Genomic DNA, 17,580 nt, shown 5'->3' with positions numbered 1-17,580 from the left:
TGAAAAACGAAGCGGCCGGAGGGGCGCTCCGGCCGCTATGCTGATCCGGAGAAGACGGGCACTATTCGGCCGGGCCGAACACGGCTTCCATCTTGGTTTTGAGGGTCGCCGCATTGAATGGCTTGACGATGTAGTTGCTGACGCCGGCCTTCTTGGCGGCGATAACGTTCTCGGTCTTGGATTCCGCCGTAATCATGATGAACGGAGTCTTGGACAATTCGGGGCTGGCGCGGACCTCACGCAGCAGGTCGTAGCCGGTCATCGGTTCCATGTTCCAGTCCGAGATCACGAGGCCGTACTTCTTCGCCTGCATCTTGGCGAGTGCAGCGGATCCATCACTGGCGTCGTCGACGTTCTCGAATCCGAGCTGCTTCAGCAGGTTGCGGATGATCCGGATCATCGTGGCGTAGTCATCGACCACCAGGATCGGCATCGACAGATCAAAGGCCATGTCATTACTCCGCGCGTTTGGTCAAAAGCCGAACACGGGCGAGATATTTCAGCACGAAAATTATTCGACGCTTTTTTGGAACTCGCGCTCGTCAGCAACGCGACAATTATCAGCGCCCGTTGAACAGCGCGTTAATTCCGCCCGGGCGAAGGATGTCGTTGGACCCGTGGTCCGTAGTTGTACGGAACGTTCCGTCCGATAGCGCCCGTATCGTCGCGCCAGGCCAGGATCAGGGGTGGCACCGCATCAGCCGGTCATACTGGGACTTGACCGTGCCGTAGCATTCGCAAGCTGTCTTCTTCAGCCCCTCCAGATCGATGATCTCGATGTGGCCCCGGCTGTAGTGGATGAAGTCGGCCTGTTGCAGGGTGCTGGCGACCAGCGACACGCTGTTGCGCCGGGCGCCAATCATCTGGGCCAGCGACTCTTGCGTGATGTAAAGCTTGTTGCCGCCCGAAAGGTCGTGGGTCTGCAGGAGGCAACGGGCGAGACGTGACTCAACCGTGTGGGCGGCGTTGCAGCCGGCGGTTTGTTGGCTTTGCAGATATACAGCAAGAGCATGTCTCAGCATTTGTGCGCGGAACGTCCCGCTCTGCTCGGCCGCATTCCGCACTCGCTCTATGTCGACCACCGACGCGGCCCCCGGGACGAGGACCGCCGCGGTGTTGAGCACCAACGACTCACCGCCTCCGAGCAGCGACATGCTGCCGAAAAAACTATCTCGGCCGATCATCGCCACCTGGACGCGTTCTCCACGCGCAAGGTTGACGACCAGCGAGATGACGCCGCGATGCGGGAAGTAAATGCGAGCCAGCTTCTCGCCCACCTCGGCGAGAACCGAGTCCTGGACCAGATCCACCGTCCGGAGGTAAGGGCGGATCAACTCGAAATCCTCGTCGGAAAGCGACGAAAGGAAGCCGTTCGGAGAACGCAAGCCTAGGTCCAAAGCCATCTCCTGCATTGCGGTAACGGTGCCTCGCAGATCTCATCCACTCATGGTTCCATAGAACCGCGTGCTATCCGCTGACAAGAAAAAACAACCAGGACATCAGTCATCGCGGCATGCAACCGCATGGCTGTGCTCGTTGATGTGCAGAGGCGGCGCCGTGCTGCCATCAGCTCGCACGTTTGAGCGCTTTCGAGCGTTGAGCGCAGCCTGTATACAATCTGCACAGCGTCCTGCTGGTCTGGCTAGTGATGGTGGCGGCTGCCCAGAGACACCATGCCAACGCCCATTCAAAAAGCGAAGAGGCTGTACTAGTTCCGGTTGTGTCGCTCCTGCGATCGCTTTCACAGTCTTTGGCACAATTGACAGCGGTCATCTTGGGGCCAAGATTGCAGAGAAATGCGCTGATTCGTTTGACGGATCGTTTGCAACCGGATGCGTTCTTCAACGTGATGTGCTGGCATCAGCCGACTTCTTGACGTGGCGTACCGGGACAAGCTTGTCAGTAAGCTGCAGGTCGGTTCGAAGCTGATGATGTGGGCTTCTGGGCGGGATCGCTGATCAGCCATGAAAGCCAACATCGCGGCCGCATGAATGCGCACTGCCGCGCCGTCGTTCGTGCGTGCCTGTTGATAGTTAGTAAGCCAATCATCTTCAATCGCAGCTACCCTGAGACTCATGGCGCTCCCGATCCATCAACAGTCCGACCACCAGAGCGAGGACGCGAACGCCGCCAAGCCGGTCACCACCGAGCCGAACCCCGGTCTCGCGATTGTCGGGCAGGTTGCCGGCGGCCTGCTGCACGACTTCAACAACATTCTCACCGTGATCACGGGGACGATCGACATTCTCGCCGAGGCTGTCGAGGACAGGCCCGAGCTCGCCGCCGTCGCTCGATTGATCGACGAGGCAGCGACTCGCGGGGCACGAATGACGGCCCAGCTGCTGTCGTTCGCGCGCGGACGGCCGCCGCAGCCATGCGCGGTCGAGCTGAACGAGCTGTTGATCGACGTCGGTCGTCTGCTGCGACCGACGCTCGGGACAGATGTCGAGGTCACGACATCGATCGAGCCGACGGTCCCTGCGGTGTTCGCCGATCCGGGCCAGCTGATGGCTGCGCTGCTCTGTCTGGCGATCATGGCTCGACCGAATATCGAGAATGGCGGCAAGCTCGATATCCTGGCGAAGGCCATCGCTGCCGCCGAGGGCGACGACTCCGACGGAGCTTCATCCAACGTGCTGATTACGGTGACAGCGACCGCGAGCGCCACGGTGATCATCCCCGCGGAGCGGATGTTTCCGGATATCCGCATGGTCACCGACTTCGTCATGCGGTCGAACGGGCAACTCGCGCTGAAGACCTCCGATGGTTCTGCCGCAAGCGTCGAGATCGTTCTGCCCTGTGCAGTTCAGGACTGAAGCGCGACAGCGGGTCCAACCCGTCTCATAGTTAGCGACATCTTAACATGGCTTGGCCTGCCCCAAGGGGCGGACGAGCTTCTGCGCGCATTGGGTGTATCGTGCAGAAATATTCGCTGATTCATCTGCATTTCATTGAATTGATTAGCGGCCGATTAGGATTAACGCAGGTCGCGCCCCGCGTGCCGGGCTGCAACGGGCCTGATTTAACGAACGGGTAGGATTCCGCGGACCAGTGTGCACCATCGCCGACAGAACGGTGCGGCGATGTTTACTCGTGTTCATCCAGAAGGGAATGACAATGTCAGGTATCGTACTCTCGGCGTCGGTGCGCCAGAATCTGCTCTCGCTCCAGTCGACGGCGCAGCTCCTCGCCACCACGCAGAACAACCTCTCCACGGGCAAGAAGGTCAACTCGGCGCTCGACAACCCGACCAACTTCTTCACCGCGCAGGGGCTCGACAACCGCGCTTCCGACATCTCCAATCTGCTCGATGGTATCGGCAACGGCGTGCAGGTCTTGCAGGCCGCCAACACCGGCATCACCTCGCTGCAGAAGCTCGTCGACAGCGCCAAGTCGATCGCCAACCAAGTGCTGCAGAGCGCCGTTGGCTACTCCACCAAGTCGACCGTGACGTCGGCTGCGCTGACCGGTGCGACCGCCACCAGCCTGATCGGTGCCAGCACCACCGCCGTCACCGGCTCGGCCGTGCTGAACGACAATACCTCGACGGCGGTGGCGATCACCGGCTCGACCAAGCTGTCGGGCACGGCAGGCACTGCGTCGAACAACCTGGCCACCGGCATCACCACGGCCGACACGCTGGTCGTGAACGGCACCACCTTTACCTTTGTCGCCGGCACCTCCTCGTCCGGCACCAATATCGGTATCGGTGACAGCGTTACGAACCTGCTGTCGACCATCCAGAGCGCGACCGGCGTCACCTCGTCGATCACGGCTGGTGCGATCACGCTGACGCCTCCGGCGGCAGGCCTGACCATTTCCGGTACGTCACTGGCCAAGCTCGGTCTCAGTGCGGTCGGCAATTCCCTGTCCGGGCAGACTCTGACGATCGGCGCCACAGGAGGTGGCACGGCGACCAGTGTCACGTTCGGTCTTGGGACAGGGCAGGTCAACTCGTTGAACGACCTCAACGCGAAGCTTGCGGCCAACAACCTGCAGGCCACTGTCGACTCCGCGACCGGCAAGATCTCCATCACGACCACCAACGACGCAGCGTCTTCGACGATCGGTGCGATCGGTGGTACGGCGGCGGCGGCCAGCCAGTCCTTCAACGGTCTGACGGCGGCGGCTCCGGTGGCTGATGCGACCGCGCAGTCGCAGCGGGCAAGCCTGGTCGCGCAGTACAACAACGTGCTGGCGCAGATCAACACGACGGCAGCCGACGCGTCGTTCAACGGCATCAACCTGCTGAACGGCGACACGCTGAAGCTGACCTTCAACGAGACCGGCAAGTCCACGTTGTCGATCACCGGCGTGACCTTCAACACCGGCGGCCTGGGTCTGTCGACCCTGACCTCGGGCACCGACTTCCTCGACAACAACTCGGCGAATAAGGTGATCAAGGTGCTCAACACCGCGAGCTCCACGCTCCGGGACGAGGCGTCGACGCTGGGTTCGAACCTGTCGGTCGTGCAGGTCCGTCAGGACTTCAACAAGAACCTGATCAACGTGCTGCAGACCGGTTCGTCGAACCTGACTCTGGCCGACACCAATGAGGAAGCGGCCAACAGCCAGGCGCTGTCGACCCGCCAGTCGATCGCGGTGTCCGCGCTGTCGCTTGCCAACCAGTCGCAGGCGAGCGTGCTGCAGCTTCTGCGCTAAGGCGCGGCAGTTCGATCAATATCGGAGGCGGCGGGGCTGGTCCCCGCCGCTTTCGGCTAATGTCCGGGATTCACGCCGGTCTCGTTCGAGGTCGCTTGCGCCGGTTTCCGCGAGCAAGCCGCGGACCTATCGCAACAGCCTGCTCTATCGACGAGGATGCAGCCCGCCGGCCGTGCCGCTCCCGAGAGGAGATCCAGGGGATGCCGCTGCGGGTCGAGCTGAAGCCGTTCGAACGGATCGTGATCGGCGACAGCGTCATCGTCAATTCGAACACGCGCGCGTGCTTCATCGTCGAAGGCGATGTGCCGATCCTCCGCGAGCGCGACACCGTCTCTGCCGAAACGGCGGACACGCCGGCAAAGCGCCTCTATCACTGCGTCCAGACCATGTATCTCAAGAACGACGCGATCCGCTATCGCGCGTCCTACCTGGCCTGCATGAACGAATTGCGGGAGTCCGTTCCGGACGCCGCCGCTCTCGCCGAGACTGTGGACCGCCATGTTGCGGCGGGAGCTCTCTACAAGGCGTTGAAGGCGATCAGGATGCTGATCCAGTGCGAAAGCCCGGCCATCGCGCCCGTCCAGGTGTCGCCTTGAAGTCCCCCGCACCTGCGAACCGATCCGCTCGGATCTCCAACGCAGGCTGCGGTTCCGTATTTGCACGGACATTAAAATTAACGGGACGGAGAAAAGCCCGGCCTAACGATGGCACGGAGGAAAGTCCGTTGAGCCGAGCCAACCGACGGCCGGGTTCGATGCCGAGCTGCATGGTGGTGGCTCCGGATCGACCGTCGATGACACGATCAGCGGTCGCCCGGCGATCGCAGCGCCAATTCTTGGAAGGCCAGTTCTATGGATGATCTGTTGCGTGAGTTCCTGACGGAGACCAGCGAGAGCCTGGATACCGTCGACAATCAGTTGGTGCGGTTCGAGCAGGAGCCGAACAACGCCAAGATTCTCGATAACATCTTCCGCCTGGTGCACACGATCAAGGGGACCTGCGGCTTCCTCGGCCTACCGCGGCTCGAAGCGCTGGCGCACGCCGCCGAGACCCTGATGGGCAAATTCCGTGACGGCATGCCGGTGACCGGCGAGGCCGTGACGCTGATCCTCACCACCATCGACCGCATCAAGGATCTGCTGGCGCAGCTCGAGGCCAATGAGTCCGAGCCGGAAGGCGAGGACCGTGATCTGATCAGCGAGCTTGAGGCGATGGTCGAACGCGGCATGGCCGCGATGGCCGCCGGTGCGGCTGCGCCGCCGCTGGTGCCGGCCGCGCCCGCAGCGCCGCCGGCTGCGCCCGCGGTGACGCAGGGCTCCTTGATCGACCAGACCCTGGAGCGTCCGCTGCGTCCGGGCGAGGTGTCGCTCGACGAGCTGGAACGCGCCTTCCGCGAGACCGCGATCGAGATGCCGCCCGCGCATGAGAAGGCGCCCGAGCCCAAAGCGGCCGCGCCTGCGCCGAAGGCCGAGCCGGCCAAGGTCGAAAACAAGGTCGAGGCAAAGGCCGAGGCAAAAGCCGAAGCACCGAAAAAGGCAGCGCGCGCCAAGGCCAATGCCGATGGCGAGGTGCATGAGAACGACAAGGTCGCCAACCAGTCGATCCGCGTCAATGTCGACACGCTCGAACATCTGATGACGATGGTCTCCGAGCTGGTGCTGACGCGCAACCAGTTGCTCGAGATCGCCCGCCGCAACGAGGACACCGAGTTCAAGGTACCGCTGCAGCGGCTGTCCAATGTCACCGCCGAGCTGCAGGAGGGCGTCATGAAGACGCGCATGCAGCCGATCGGCAATGCCTGGCAGAAGCTGCCGCGCATCGTCCGCGACCTCGCAACCGAACTCGGCAAGCAGATCGAGCTCGAGATGCACGGTGCCGACACCGAGCTCGACCGCCAGGTGCTCGACCTGATCAAGGACCCGCTCACCCATATGGTGCGCAACTCCGCCGATCATGGCCTGGAGACGCCGGCCGAGCGCGCCGCGGCCAACAAGCCTGATCAGGGCACGATCCGTCTCTCCGCCTATCATGAAGGCGGCCACATCATCATCTGCATCGCCGACAATGGTCGCGGCCTCAACACCGAGCGCATCAAGGCCAAGGCTGTCGCGAACGGTCTCGTCACCGAGGCCGAGCTCGAGAAGATGACGGAAGCGCAGATCCACAAATTCATCTTCGAGCCGGGCTTCTCGACGGCCGCCGCCGTCACCTCGGTGTCCGGCCGCGGCGTCGGCATGGATGTGGTGCGCACCAATATCGACCAGATCGGCGGCACCATCGATATCAAGTCGGTGGCCGGCGAGGGGTCCTCCGTCACCATCAAGATCCCGCTGACGCTCGCCATCGTCTCGGCGCTGATCGTGGAAGCCGGCGGCGACCGCTTCGCGATCCCGCAATTGGCTGTCGTCGAGCTGGTGCGCGCCCGCGCCAATTCCGAGCATCGCATCGAGCGCATCAAGGACACCGCCGTCCTGCGCCTGCGCAACAAGCTCTTGCCGCTGATGCATCTGAAGAAGCTCCTGAAGATCGACGACGGCTCGTCGACCGATCCGGAGAACGGCTTCATCGTGGTGACGCAGGTCGGCAACCAGACCTTCGGCATCGTGGTGGACTGCGTGTTCCACACCGAGGAAATCGTGGTCAAGCCGATGTCGACCAAGCTGCGGCACATCGACATGTTCTCGGGCAACACCATCCTCGGTGACGGCGCGGTCATCATGATCATCGATCCGAACGGCATCGCCAAGGCGCTCGGCGCCGCCGGCTCGGCCTCGCAGGCGGTCGCCGACGAGCATGCCGCGCATCATGCCGTTGGCGGCGAGCAGCTGACCTCGCTCTTGGTGTTCCGCGCCGGCACGGCGCATCCCAAGGCGGTGCCGCTGGCGCTCGTCACGCGCCTGGAGGAGATCGCGGCCGACAAGATCGAGATCTCCAACGGCCGCTATATGGTGCAGTACCGCGATCAGCTGATGCCGCTGGTGCAGATGGAAGGCGTCTCGGTGCAGACCACGGGATCGCAGCCGATCCTGGTGTTCGCCGACGAGACCCGCGCGATGGGCCTCGTGGTCGACGAGATCATCGATATCGTGGAAGAGCGGCTCCACATCCAGGTGTCCGGCGCCAAGGACGGTATCCTCGGCTCGGCGGTGATCAAGGGCCAGGCGACCGAAGTCATCGACGTCGGCCACTTCCTGCCGATGGCGTTCGCCGACTGGTTCATCCGCAAGGAGATGGCCACCGAGGCGCAGACGCAATCGGTCTTGCTGGTCGATGACTCGCCGTTCTTCCGCAACATGCTGGCGCCGGTCCTGAAGTCGGCCGGCTACAAGGTGCGCACGGCGGCTTCCGCAATCGAAGGCCTCGCGACGCTGCGCTCGGGGCATACGTTCGACATCGTCGTCACCGACATCGAGATGCCGGAGATGAACGGCTTCGAGTTCGCCGAGGCGATCCGCTCCGACCAGAACCTGAACCAGCTGCCGGTCATCGCGGTATCGTCGCTGGTGTCGCCGGCGGCGATCGAGCGCGGCCGCCAGGCCGGGCTCTACGACTACATCGCCAAGTTCGACCGGCCAGGTCTGATCGCGGCGCTCAAGGAACAGATCGAGGAGCGGGCGCGGGCCGAAGCCAACCGGCGCGCCGCGTAACAGCAACCTGCAGGAGTAGCGTGCGATGAGCAGTAAGATCGAGACCACTGACGGCGCGGCCTCCGAATTCGTGACTGCCGTCATCGGCGGCCAGCTGTTTGGCCTGCCGATCTCGCGGGTGCAGGACGTGTTCATGCCGGAGCGTGTCACGCGGGTGCCACTGTCGTCGGCCGAGATCGCCGGCGTGCTGAACTTGCGCGGCCGCATCGTCACCGTGATCGACATGCGGGCGCGCCTCGGCCTTGCCAGGGCCGACGACGGCAAGCCGCCGATGGCGGTCGGCGTCGACCTGCGCGGCGAGTCCTATGGCCTGCTGATCGATCAGATCGGCGAGGTGCTGCGGCTGCCGGAGGCGAGCCGGGAGGAAAATCCCGTCAACCTCGATCCGCGCATGGCCAAATTCGCCGGCGGTGTCCACCGCCTCGATGGCCAGCTGATGGTCATCCTCGATGTCGATCGCGTCCTCGAGCTCCTGCCCAAGGCAGCTATCGCCGCCTAGCCTCTCAACCATCCCATAGGGGAGATCAAAATGAAAAGCTGTCTGGTCGTGGATGACTCCAGCGTGGTCCGCAAGATCGCGCGCCGTATCCTTGAGGAGCTGGGCTTCTCGGTCGTCGAGGCGGAAGATGGTGAGCAGGCGCTGGAGCTCTGCACCAAGAGCCTGCCCGAGGCGATTCTGCTCGACTGGAACATGCCGGTCATGGACGGCTATGATTTCCTCGGTCGGTTGCGCCGGCTGCCCGGAGGCGAGGGCCCGAAGGTGGTGTTTTGCACCACCGAGAATGACATCGATCATATCTCGCGCGCGCTGAATGCCGGCGCCAACGAGTACATCATGAAGCCGTTCGACAAGGAAATCGTCGCCGCTAAGTTCCAGGAAGTTGGTCTCATCCAGGCAATGTCAGCCGAGTCCGCCTGATCCCTTCCTCTGCCCAGAAGAGGCCGTCCGTGAACCAGCCAGATTATGAGTTCCTGCGCAAGCTGCTCCGAGACAAGTCCGGTCTCGACCTGTCAGCCGACAAGCAATATCTGATCGAGAGCCGCCTGCTTCCGCTTGCGCGCAAGGCCGGCCTCTCCAGCATCAGCGATCTCGTCCAGAAGCTGAAGGACGGGTCGAGCGCCTTGATCAGCCAGGTCGTCGAAGCCATGACGACCAACGAGACGTTCTTCTTCCGTGACAAGGTCCCGTTCGATCATTTCCGCGACGTGATCATGCCGGAGCTGCTGAAGGCGCGCGCCGGTCGCAAGTCGATCCGGATCTGGTGCGCCGCATGCTCGACGGGGCAGGAGCCCTATTCCCTGGCGATGTCGCTCAAGGAGATGAGCGCCGCGCTCAATGGATGGCGCGTCGAGATTCTCGCGACCGATCTCTCACAGGAAGTGCTCGAGAAATCGAAGGCCGGACTCTACAGCCAGTTCGAGGTGCAGCGCGGTCTGCCGATCCAACTTCTGGTCAAATACTTCAAGCAGGCCGGTGAGCTCTGGCAGATCAATTCCGACGTTCGCGGCATGGTGCAGCATCGTCAGCTCAACCTGCTGCACGATTTTTCGCAGCTGGGGACCTTCGACGTCATCTTCTGCCGCAACGTGCTGATCTATTTCGACCAGGACACGAAGATCAATATCTTCAACCGGCTCGCCAAGCAGATGGAGCCGGACGGGTTCCTGGTGCTGGGTGCGGCGGAAACCGTGGTCGGCCTCACCGACGTCTTCAAGCCGTTGGCTGATCGGCGCGGCCTGTATCGTCCAAGCGGTGCCGCTTCCTCCGCCAAGCCACCGGCGCCGGGAATGCCCCGGGTCGCGGCGGCAGGAAACTAAGCCGCCTTTATCGCAGCCTGACAGGACACAAAGATGTCTGAAGAGAACAAGGGTACGGAGCGCGTCACCTTCAGCCGAGGCTACGATGTCTGCATCATGGGCATCGACGGGACATGGCGACGCGATTGCCAGCTCAACGCCATTTCGGACAATGACGCGGTCTTGACCGTCGAAGGTTCGATCCAGGGCCTCAATCTGAAGGAGTTCTTTCTGCTGCTGTCCTCGACGGGGCTCGCTTATCGCCGTTGCGAACTGGTCCGGGTCAACGGCGCTGAGATGGACATCCAGTTCATCAAGGGCAAGAACAAGAAGAAGCGCGGAGGCGCTTCGTCAGGTCAGGAAGCGACAGTGAACTAGCCTACGCGTGTGGCCCGGCACCTGCGCGGGCCTCAGCCAGGTGGGCGTCGTTTTTCCGTGGAACTGGTTCTTCGGGCTGGTTTCCTGCGCAAATGCTAAGGTCTGTGTCCGTTTTTCCGGAACTGATTTACGCCAGCGCAGGGTCCGACGTGTATGACGAAACGGTCAGTCAATCTTTCCAGGAACGGCCCATGTCGGTCATGAGTTCGGAACTTGCTAGTCGCCGCCCGGACGCCGCGGAGGAGGGCGACCGGCGTGCGCTGCAGCTCTTGGTCGTCGACGACGATGCGTCCCAACGAACCTTGATTTCACTGGCGGCGAAGCAGGCCGGCCACGCGGTCACGGTGGTCGCAAGCTGCGCTGAGGCGATCCGCGAGATCGGCCACAAGCGCTTCGATTGCGTGACCCTCGATCTGATGCTGGAAGACGGAGACGGGACCGAGGTCCTCAAGGCCATTGCGGATAGCCGGTTCGCGGGTTCGGTCATCGTCATCAGCGGGATGGATGCGGCGCGGCGAATCGCGGCCCGGCTCTATGCACGCTCGCTCGGCATTGACCTGCAGAGCCTGCCCAAGCCGGTCGATTTGGCCGCACTTCGAATCTTCTTGGCCAATCTCGGCAAGACAGCGTTGGGTTTGCCAGTTGTACACACCTGGGGCGGCGTGGCCGCCGAGAGTGTTGCCGCGAAACATCGATCCTGAACTCATGACAGAGGTGCGTGCCGCTGTTTCGAGCCGCCTCGATGAGATGCATCTTCCCAGTTTCGTCCGCATTTGATGAAAACAATGGCAGTCCGACGAGACGTCGGCCTGTTGTGTCGGATGCTGTGCAGAGTACGGACCGTCTCAGCCCCTTATCGATGTGGTCCAGGTGCAGCGATCATGCGTTTTGACCGGGAGCGCAGCCGCGACCTGGGAACGGGACTTGGAAACGGGATTTGGGAACACGACTTGGAAATTTGACCTTGATCATGATTTGCGCGGCGCCGATGTGTTTTGCACGGCAGCAAGAGGCGCATAAAGAGCGTCTTGAGATCGCGCCGAGTTCGTGTTCTCGTGATCTCGGTGAGTGATCCGCCGCTACTACTTGTGGGTTAGGATCACAAACCGTACAAATACGGGTGCTCAAAACGCCTGCTGAATGTGGTATCATAAGACGCGCTTTCATTGTTTCTTCTCCTTTGCAAGAGCAATCGCCCATGGCTGAACAAGCAAATTCCCGCGGTGAGATTTTTGTCGTCGACGACGATCCGGCCGTACGCGACACACTCTCGATGGTTTTGTCGGCCGGTGGCTACGAAGTGATCTGCTTCGCGGATGGCGCGGCGCTGCTGGCCGTTGCGCGAAGCCGGACGCCCGCCTGCATCCTGCTCGACGTGCATATCCCCGGAAAGTCGGGCCTCGACATTCTCCGGGAACTTCACGGCGAGGATTATCCCGCGCCCATTTTCATGATTTCCGGGCAAGGAGATATTCCGATGGCTGTGAACGCCATCAAATACGGTGCCCTCGACTTCATCGAGAAGCCGTTCCGCGGAAGCGAGATCGTGGCCCGCCTGAACGAAGCGATCGGCGCCTTCGCACGCCGACAGAAGGAGAATGCTTCGCCCAAGATCGGGTCGCTGCATTTCCCCGGCCGCGAACCGCTCACGCGGCGTGAGCGTGAGGTGCTGGAACAGTTCACGGCAGGTGCTTCGAACAAGGAGGCGGGTCGCACGCTTGGCATCAGCCCGCGTACCATTGAGGACCATCGCGCCAACATCATGAAGAAGCTTGGGGCGCGGAATGCCGCCGATCTGATCCGCATCGTGATGACGGCGTCGCGTACCAATTAACAAACGAGGGCTGCGTTCCCATCCTGGGAATGCACGTCGGAACAGGCGTCTTGCCGGTGGGGTGCCTGCTGCTGGCTCGGAACCGGGGCCCCCGGCGGGCTCATTCGCTTCTGTTCTCTGGGTGGGCGGCTGACCGGCCTAGGTCGTGGACTCATAGGCTCTGAGCCAAATTCTTGTTGAAGCCAGCAGGACAGCGGCGAGGAAATTTCTGGCGGGCTTGTCGAAGCGCGTGGCGACGCGGCGGAAGTGTTTGAGCTTGCAGAAGAAGCGCTCGATCAGGTTGCGTTGGCGATAGAGCCTCGGATCGACCGAGCGCTGAACTTTGCGATCGCGCTGGCTCGGGATATGCGCTTGGCCAGCCGTGCTGGCGGACCAGTTCGACAATGGCTTGGACGTCGTAGCCGCGATCGGCAATAAGGGCGCGGGCAGGAGGTCGTCCTTCCAACGGGGCCGCGACGGCGGTTTTGTCTGAGCTTGGCCGGCTGAGAGCACGATCCGCAAGGGCAGGCCGTTCTCGTCCACGACGGCGTTGATCTTGGTGCTCAGTCCTCCACGAGAACGGCCGATGGCGTGATCCGGGCCCCCTTTTTTCCGCCGGCGGCGTGCTGGTGAGCGCGAATGATCGAGGAGTCGATCAGATGCAAGGATTGGGGCGATTGCGCCGCAAGCGTCTCGAAAATCCGCAGCCAGATCCCGGCTTTGGACCAACGGTTTTAGCGATTATAGGCCGTCGTATAGGGGCCGTAACGTCTCGGCAGATCGCGCCAGGGCGAGCCCGTCCGCAACACATAAAAGATCGCATTGATGATTCGCCGATCGTCCACCCGCGCTACGCCTCGTGGCTTGTTGGGCAGCAGCGGCGCAATCAAACGCCATTCGGCTTCCGAAACATCATAACGGGCCATCATCAAGGTCCTCCCAGGACCTTGAATCACGACCGCGGCAAAGGCTCAACCGTTTATGGGTACAGAACTTAGTCGGAGGTGAGCGCGGTCCGGATCATTTTGGCCAGCTCGGATTTGCGGTACGGTTTCGGCAGCAGCAGCAGTCCTTCGTCGAGCCGCCCATGATGGACGATGGCGTTCTCCGTGTATCCGGACGTGAAGAGCACGCGCTGTCCGGGACGAAGCCGCTGGATTTCTGAGGCCAACTGCCGTCCATTCATCGTGCCCGGCATGATGATGTCGGTGAACAACAGATCGAAGCGCTCGCCGCCATTGGCGATCGCGAGGGCTTCCGCGGCATTCGCGGCCTCGAGGGTCGCGTAGCCCAGCGCATGCAACTGGGCAAGTACGTAACCTCGCACCAGCCGGTCGTCCTCGACCACCAGGATCGTCTCGTGCCCGCCCTCGATCGCCGGGGCGGCGCTCGCGGCCGGTATCGCCACGCCCTCCCGACCCGGGGGAAGATACATGCGGATCGTGGTGCCGTGCCCCTCTTCGCTGTAGATCCGGACATGGCCGGAGGACTGCTTCACGAAGCCGTACACCATCGACAGCCCGAGCCCCGTTCCCTTGCCTGGGCCCTTCGACGTGAAGAACGGATTGAAGACCTTGTCGATGATGGCAGCCGGAATGCCGCTGCCGCTGTCGCTGACCGCGATCATGGCATAGCGACCGGGCCGGACGTCATCGTAGAGACTCGCATAGTTCTCGTCGAGGTCGGCCCAGCCGGTCTCCAAGATCAGCTTGCCGCCGCTCGGCATCGCGTCGCGGGCATTCAGCGCGAGGTTGATGATCGCAGTGGCAAGCTGGTTGGGGTCGACATGGGCCGCGCAGGTCTCGTCCTGGAAGACCGACTCGATCTCGATCTGCTCGCCAAGCGTCGGTCGCAGCAGCTTCGCCGTGTCGATGACCAGCATGTTGACGTCGACCTCGCGCGGTTGCAACGGCTGCCGGCGCGCGAAAGCGAGCAAATGCTGGGTGAGGTCGGCGCCGCGGGCGGCGGCCTCGTCGATCATCCTGGTGATGGCCGCGAGCTGCGGCTCCTTGGCGACAGCGGCAGCGAGAATCTCGATGGTGCCGGTGATTACGGTGAGGATATTGTTGAAGTCGTGGGCGATGCCGCCGGTGAGTTGGCCGATCGCCTCCATCTTCTCTGATTGCCGAATGCGCTCCTCGGCGGCGATCTTGTCGGTCAGGTCCCGGAAAAAACCGTTGAAGACAAAGCCGTTGCGGGTCTTGAGCGCGGTGACGCTCACTTCCGCCTTGAACTCGCGGCCGTCGCGGCGCCTCACGATGACCTCGCGCCGACGGCCGATCCCGAGCGCGCTGGCCTCTCCGGTCAGCACGATGCGACCGAGCGCGGAACGCAGTTCCTCGCCTTCGTCGTCGATCGTGATCAGATCGAACACGTCCTTGCCGAGGATTTCGGCGCGCGGCCAACCGAAGATCTTCTCGGCCTGGGAATTCCAGTTGAGGATAGTACCCTTGTCGTCGATCTGAATGAACGCGTCGAGCGCCGTCTCGATGATGTTGCGGGCGAGCTGCTCGCTTTCGCGCAGCGTCTCCTGCGCCAGCCGGCTCTCGGTCATGTCGCGCCCGATGAAGAAGTGCCGCTGCACCGGTTCCGACCAGTTCGAGGTCCAGGATAGCGTGACGACCCGGCCGTCTTTATGGACGTAGCGACCGTCGGAGGTGCGCGGGCCCAGCCCTTGGCGCGAGGCGCGCAGTTCGTCGCGGGCCTTCTGCAGATCGTCCGGATGAATGAAGTCAGCGCCGTTGCGGCCAATCATCTCGGCCGGCGTATAGCCGAGAATGGCCTCGACACTCGGCGAGACCTGCACCAGCACGCCGCTGCGGTCGGTGATCAGGATCAGATCCTGCGATGTTTCGAAGATCCGCCGGCGTTCCTCCGTCTGCTGACGCAGGGCCTGTTCGGTCTTGCGACTCTCGGTGATGTCGCGCGCGATCTTGGATGCGCCGATGATCTGTCCGGTGGGTGACTTGATCGGGGAGACGCTGAGCGAGACAAGAATGTGCTCGCCATCCTTGCGAATACGCACCGTCTCGAAATGCTGGATCCGCTCGCCGCGCGCAACGCGCAGCAGGATGTCCTGGGCTTCGGCCATGCGGTCGGCAGGCACGACGAAATCGGCCTGGCGGCCGACCGCCTCTTCGGCGGCGTAGCCGAGCATGGTTTCGGCGGCCGGATTCCAGGCCGTGATGGTGCCGTCGAGCGCGAGGGTCACGATGGCATCGTTGGAGGATTCGACCGCGGCGCTGTACAGTCGCTCGCGCGCCGCAAAATGATCGCGTGCCGCCTCCGTCAGGTAATGTTCCTGGACCTCGCGTTCGAGCTCCGCGGTCTTGGCGCGGACCTCCTCCAGGACCCGCGCGAACGCCCGCGCCAGGACCCCGGTCTCGCCGACGGCCTCCAGCGGAATCTTCACCGACTCGCCGCGCCCCACGCTTTCGATGGCCTGGGTCAGTTGATTGATGGGGCGTGTCAGCGACCGCGCCACGACGAAAGCGAGGGCGGCCGCGCACAGCATCGCGATCAATCCGACCTCGATCGCCGTCTTCCGAATGGCGAGCGCCGGCGCCATGAAGGCGGTGTTCGGGATCGTCTCGATCACTGCGACCCATTCCTGCCCAGCGAGCATCGCCGGAGCGAAGGCCACACCGCCCGGACGCTTCGCGTCGTCGTGAAGAATCCGTGCGAAGCCCTGGGTCGAGCCGGTCGCGCTCGCCAGGCTCGGAAAATCGTCCTGCCACCGCGTCGATCCGCCGCGCTTCGAGGCGAACTCGCGGTCCGACTCGGGATGGAAGAGATAGTCGCCGCGAGCGTTCACGACGTAGAGCTGAGCGCCCGGGCGCGCCGCCGAACGCAGATGTGCGAATATCGGCCGCATGTCCACATCGAGCAACAGAATGGCAAATGGCTTGCCGTCCGGCGCGAACACGGGCGTGCCCACGCAGAGCATCGGGACGCCGGTCTTCGGGTCCGTCGTGTTGCCGTCGAGAACGATCGGGGATACGCGGATTTCGCCGGGCGCGAGCTGTAGCGTTTCCTTGATGTATTTGCGCTCGCCGCGTGTGATCAGCTCGTTCTCGGGAACGATGCGAACCGTGCCGCCGGGTCCTAGCCGGTCGACCCGGATCAGCTCGCGATAATTGTTCTCGGTTCCGATCAGGCGGACCATCGCGTAGGTCGTCTTCGCCTGCAGCTCGGCAAAATAGCGCGTGGCGACCCGCTCGCGCCACGACTGCGCCGACAAACCCTCGCGCGGATCGGGGCCTCCCGTCTTCAGCGTGCGAATGAGCGTGGCGAGATTGGGCGAGGCGCGATAGCTGTTGAGATCGTTGCGAGCGCCGCCGACATAGTTCTCGAGCTCGGTGGCCATCAGGCGCGAATGCGCTTCGATGCGGTCCAGGGCACGCGGCAGCAGCGCGCTTTCGAGGCTGCGGTAGCCAAGCCAGCCGACAGCGAACACGGCCATCGCGACCAGCAGGATCATCGCGATGGCGAGACGCGTCGTGAGTGTCAGGCGCCGGCCGAGGCCGAGCGCCTCGCGGCCGTCAGGCGATCCGGCCCGGCTAGGCTGCTGGCCCATTCTGCTGTCAGGTGTTCGGAACAGCATCGGGGCCTGGCCGGGATGGAGTCGCGTTCGTCCCTCCGCGCTCCAGGCAATCGGAGACCATCGCCAAGAGAGCTGCCGGCTTGAACGGCTTCGGCAGCGCCGATACCGCCCCAAGCTTGGTGGCCATGGTAAGATAGTCAGGCTCCGAGATCGAGTTCGGGGTATTCGGACGCCCCGAGGTCATCAGGATCGGCGTGCTCGGAGCGTGCTTGAGGATCAGGCGCATCGCTTCCAAGCCGTCCATGCCCGGCATGAAGATGTCCATGACAACGAGGTCGAAGCTCTCGCCCTGAAATCTCGCGATGGCCTTCTGACCATCGTCCGCCACCGTCACGGCGTGGCCGGCCTGCTGCAGCAGCCTCTGGATCGTCATCTGCATGACCGGATCGTCGTCTACGACCAGTATCTTCGCCACGGTCCGTGTCTCCCGAATGCTGGCGGCAAGACCAACGGTCAGTTGTAAAGGTTTTGCCCAATTCGCGTCGCGCCGCAAGCGCTTCCCCGCGCCTGTCACCCGTTCCGGTCACGCCCGAGCAATGATCACCGGAAAATTGGGTCCTTTTGGGCGCAACCCGACGCTCCAGCGCAGCCCCTTGCTCAAACCTCCAGCCCTGCCTCCCTTTGAGGCATTCGCGCCGTAGTTGTACGGGCGGAACGCTTCATATTCGCTTAATCGGATC

General features: G+C 62.9%; 16 protein-coding genes. 10 read left to right on the top strand and 6 right to left on the bottom strand.

Going from position 1 to position 17,580, the window contains the following annotated elements; translation table 11 throughout:
- Positions 1–61: 61 nt before the first annotated feature.
- On the bottom strand, positions 62–451 hold the full coding sequence (locus ACVIJ6_RS09210; protein WP_006614400.1) for a response regulator: 390 nt from the start codon (positions 449–451) through the stop codon (positions 62–64).
- Positions 452–680: 229 nt separating this feature from the next.
- Complete coding sequence (locus ACVIJ6_RS09205) at positions 681–1,397, bottom strand: Crp/Fnr family transcriptional regulator (RefSeq protein WP_456776939.1); 717 nt, start codon at positions 1,395–1,397, stop codon at positions 681–683.
- A gap of 678 nt (positions 1,398–2,075) precedes the next feature.
- Here ACVIJ6_RS09205 and ACVIJ6_RS09200 point away from each other — a divergent pair.
- The 10 genes from ACVIJ6_RS09200 (at position 2,076) to ACVIJ6_RS09155 (ending at position 12,318) form a co-directional block, all read left to right on the top strand.
- The gene (locus ACVIJ6_RS09200) at positions 2,076–2,816 is read left to right on the top strand and encodes a histidine kinase dimerization/phospho-acceptor domain-containing protein (protein ID WP_456772459.1); all 741 of its coding nucleotides are present in this window, start codon (positions 2,076–2,078) and stop codon (positions 2,814–2,816) included.
- A 301-nt stretch (positions 2,817–3,117) separates the two neighbouring features.
- Positions 3,118–4,662: a flagellin N-terminal helical domain-containing protein gene (locus ACVIJ6_RS09195; RefSeq protein WP_456772458.1), complete on the top strand. Its 1,545-nt coding sequence runs from the start codon at positions 3,118–3,120 to the stop codon at positions 4,660–4,662.
- Between the two features lie 200 nt (positions 4,663–4,862).
- Entirely contained in the window at positions 4,863–5,258 is a 396-nt protein-coding gene (gene flbT / locus ACVIJ6_RS09190; RefSeq protein ID WP_456772457.1) for a flagellar biosynthesis repressor FlbT, read from the top strand.
- Positions 5,259–5,513: 255 nt separating this feature from the next.
- Entirely contained in the window at positions 5,514–8,309 is a 2,796-nt protein-coding gene (locus ACVIJ6_RS09185) for a hybrid sensor histidine kinase/response regulator (protein WP_456772456.1), read from the top strand.
- Positions 8,310–8,334: 25 nt separating this feature from the next.
- Positions 8,335–8,808: a chemotaxis protein CheW gene (locus tag ACVIJ6_RS09180; protein WP_456772455.1), complete on the top strand. Its 474-nt coding sequence runs from the start codon at positions 8,335–8,337 to the stop codon at positions 8,806–8,808.
- 30 nt (positions 8,809–8,838) lie between these two features.
- Positions 8,839–9,228, top strand: a complete 390-nt coding sequence (locus ACVIJ6_RS09175) for a response regulator (protein ID WP_012040859.1) — start codon at positions 8,839–8,841, stop codon at positions 9,226–9,228.
- Positions 9,229–9,257: 29 nt separating this feature from the next.
- On the top strand, positions 9,258–10,127 hold the full coding sequence (locus ACVIJ6_RS09170) for a CheR family methyltransferase (protein WP_456772454.1): 870 nt from the start codon (positions 9,258–9,260) through the stop codon (positions 10,125–10,127).
- 33 nt (positions 10,128–10,160) lie between these two features.
- The gene (locus ACVIJ6_RS09165) at positions 10,161–10,484 is read left to right on the top strand and encodes a PilZ domain-containing protein (RefSeq protein WP_456772453.1); all 324 of its coding nucleotides are present in this window, start codon (positions 10,161–10,163) and stop codon (positions 10,482–10,484) included.
- A 191-nt stretch (positions 10,485–10,675) separates the two neighbouring features.
- Complete coding sequence (locus ACVIJ6_RS09160) at positions 10,676–11,185, top strand: response regulator (RefSeq protein WP_012040862.1); 510 nt, start codon at positions 10,676–10,678, stop codon at positions 11,183–11,185.
- 497 nt (positions 11,186–11,682) lie between these two features.
- A complete protein-coding gene (locus ACVIJ6_RS09155; RefSeq protein WP_012040863.1) occupies positions 11,683–12,318 on the top strand; it encodes a response regulator transcription factor in 636 nt (211 codons plus the stop codon).
- A 138-nt stretch (positions 12,319–12,456) separates the two neighbouring features.
- Here the strand turns inward: ACVIJ6_RS09155 and ACVIJ6_RS09150 are convergent, their stop codons facing one another.
- From ACVIJ6_RS09150 to ACVIJ6_RS09135, 4 genes are all read right to left on the bottom strand, one after another.
- Positions 12,457–13,026, bottom strand: a complete 570-nt coding sequence (locus ACVIJ6_RS09150) for an IS5 family transposase (protein WP_456772452.1) — start codon at positions 13,024–13,026, stop codon at positions 12,457–12,459.
- Between the two features lie 5 nt (positions 13,027–13,031).
- Positions 13,032–13,223: a transposase gene (locus tag ACVIJ6_RS09145; RefSeq protein WP_456772451.1), complete on the bottom strand. Its 192-nt coding sequence runs from the start codon at positions 13,221–13,223 to the stop codon at positions 13,032–13,034.
- Positions 13,224–13,291: 68 nt separating this feature from the next.
- Positions 13,292–16,900 (bottom strand): PAS domain S-box protein, encoded by a 3,609-nt coding sequence (locus tag ACVIJ6_RS09140; protein ID WP_456772450.1) that lies wholly within the window; start codon positions 16,898–16,900, stop codon positions 13,292–13,294.
- Entirely contained in the window at positions 16,881–17,315 is a 435-nt protein-coding gene (locus tag ACVIJ6_RS09135; RefSeq protein WP_456772449.1) for a response regulator, read from the bottom strand. Before ACVIJ6_RS09135 ends, ACVIJ6_RS09140 begins: the two co-directional genes overlap by 20 nt.
- Positions 17,316–17,580 lie beyond the last annotated feature (265 nt).

The sequence above is a fragment of the Bradyrhizobium sp. USDA 4369 genome, assembly GCF_054056435.1.
This window is presented reverse-complemented; position numbering and strand designations above follow the sequence as displayed.

Coding starts and splice junctions, on each gene's coding strand:
- ACVIJ6_RS09210 (WP_006614400.1), bottom strand. CDS start 451: ATGGCCTTTGATCTGTCGATGCCGATCCTGGTGGTCGATGACTACGCC.
- ACVIJ6_RS09200 (WP_456772459.1), top strand. CDS start 2,076: ATGGCGCTCCCGATCCATCAACAGTCCGACCACCAGAGCGAGGACGCG.
- ACVIJ6_RS09195 (WP_456772458.1), top strand. CDS start 3,118: ATGTCAGGTATCGTACTCTCGGCGTCGGTGCGCCAGAATCTGCTCTCG.
- flbT (WP_456772457.1), top strand. CDS start 4,863: ATGCCGCTGCGGGTCGAGCTGAAGCCGTTCGAACGGATCGTGATCGGC.
- ACVIJ6_RS09185 (WP_456772456.1), top strand. CDS start 5,514: ATGGATGATCTGTTGCGTGAGTTCCTGACGGAGACCAGCGAGAGCCTG.
- ACVIJ6_RS09180 (WP_456772455.1), top strand. CDS start 8,335: ATGAGCAGTAAGATCGAGACCACTGACGGCGCGGCCTCCGAATTCGTG.
- ACVIJ6_RS09175 (WP_012040859.1), top strand. CDS start 8,839: ATGAAAAGCTGTCTGGTCGTGGATGACTCCAGCGTGGTCCGCAAGATC.
- ACVIJ6_RS09165 (WP_456772453.1), top strand. CDS start 10,161: ATGTCTGAAGAGAACAAGGGTACGGAGCGCGTCACCTTCAGCCGAGGC.
- ACVIJ6_RS09160 (WP_012040862.1), top strand. CDS start 10,676: ATGTCGGTCATGAGTTCGGAACTTGCTAGTCGCCGCCCGGACGCCGCG.
- ACVIJ6_RS09155 (WP_012040863.1), top strand. CDS start 11,683: ATGGCTGAACAAGCAAATTCCCGCGGTGAGATTTTTGTCGTCGACGAC.
- ACVIJ6_RS09145 (WP_456772451.1), bottom strand. CDS start 13,223: ATGGCCCGTTATGATGTTTCGGAAGCCGAATGGCGTTTGATTGCGCCG.
- ACVIJ6_RS09140 (WP_456772450.1), bottom strand. CDS start 16,900: ATGCTGTTCCGAACACCTGACAGCAGAATGGGCCAGCAGCCTAGCCGG.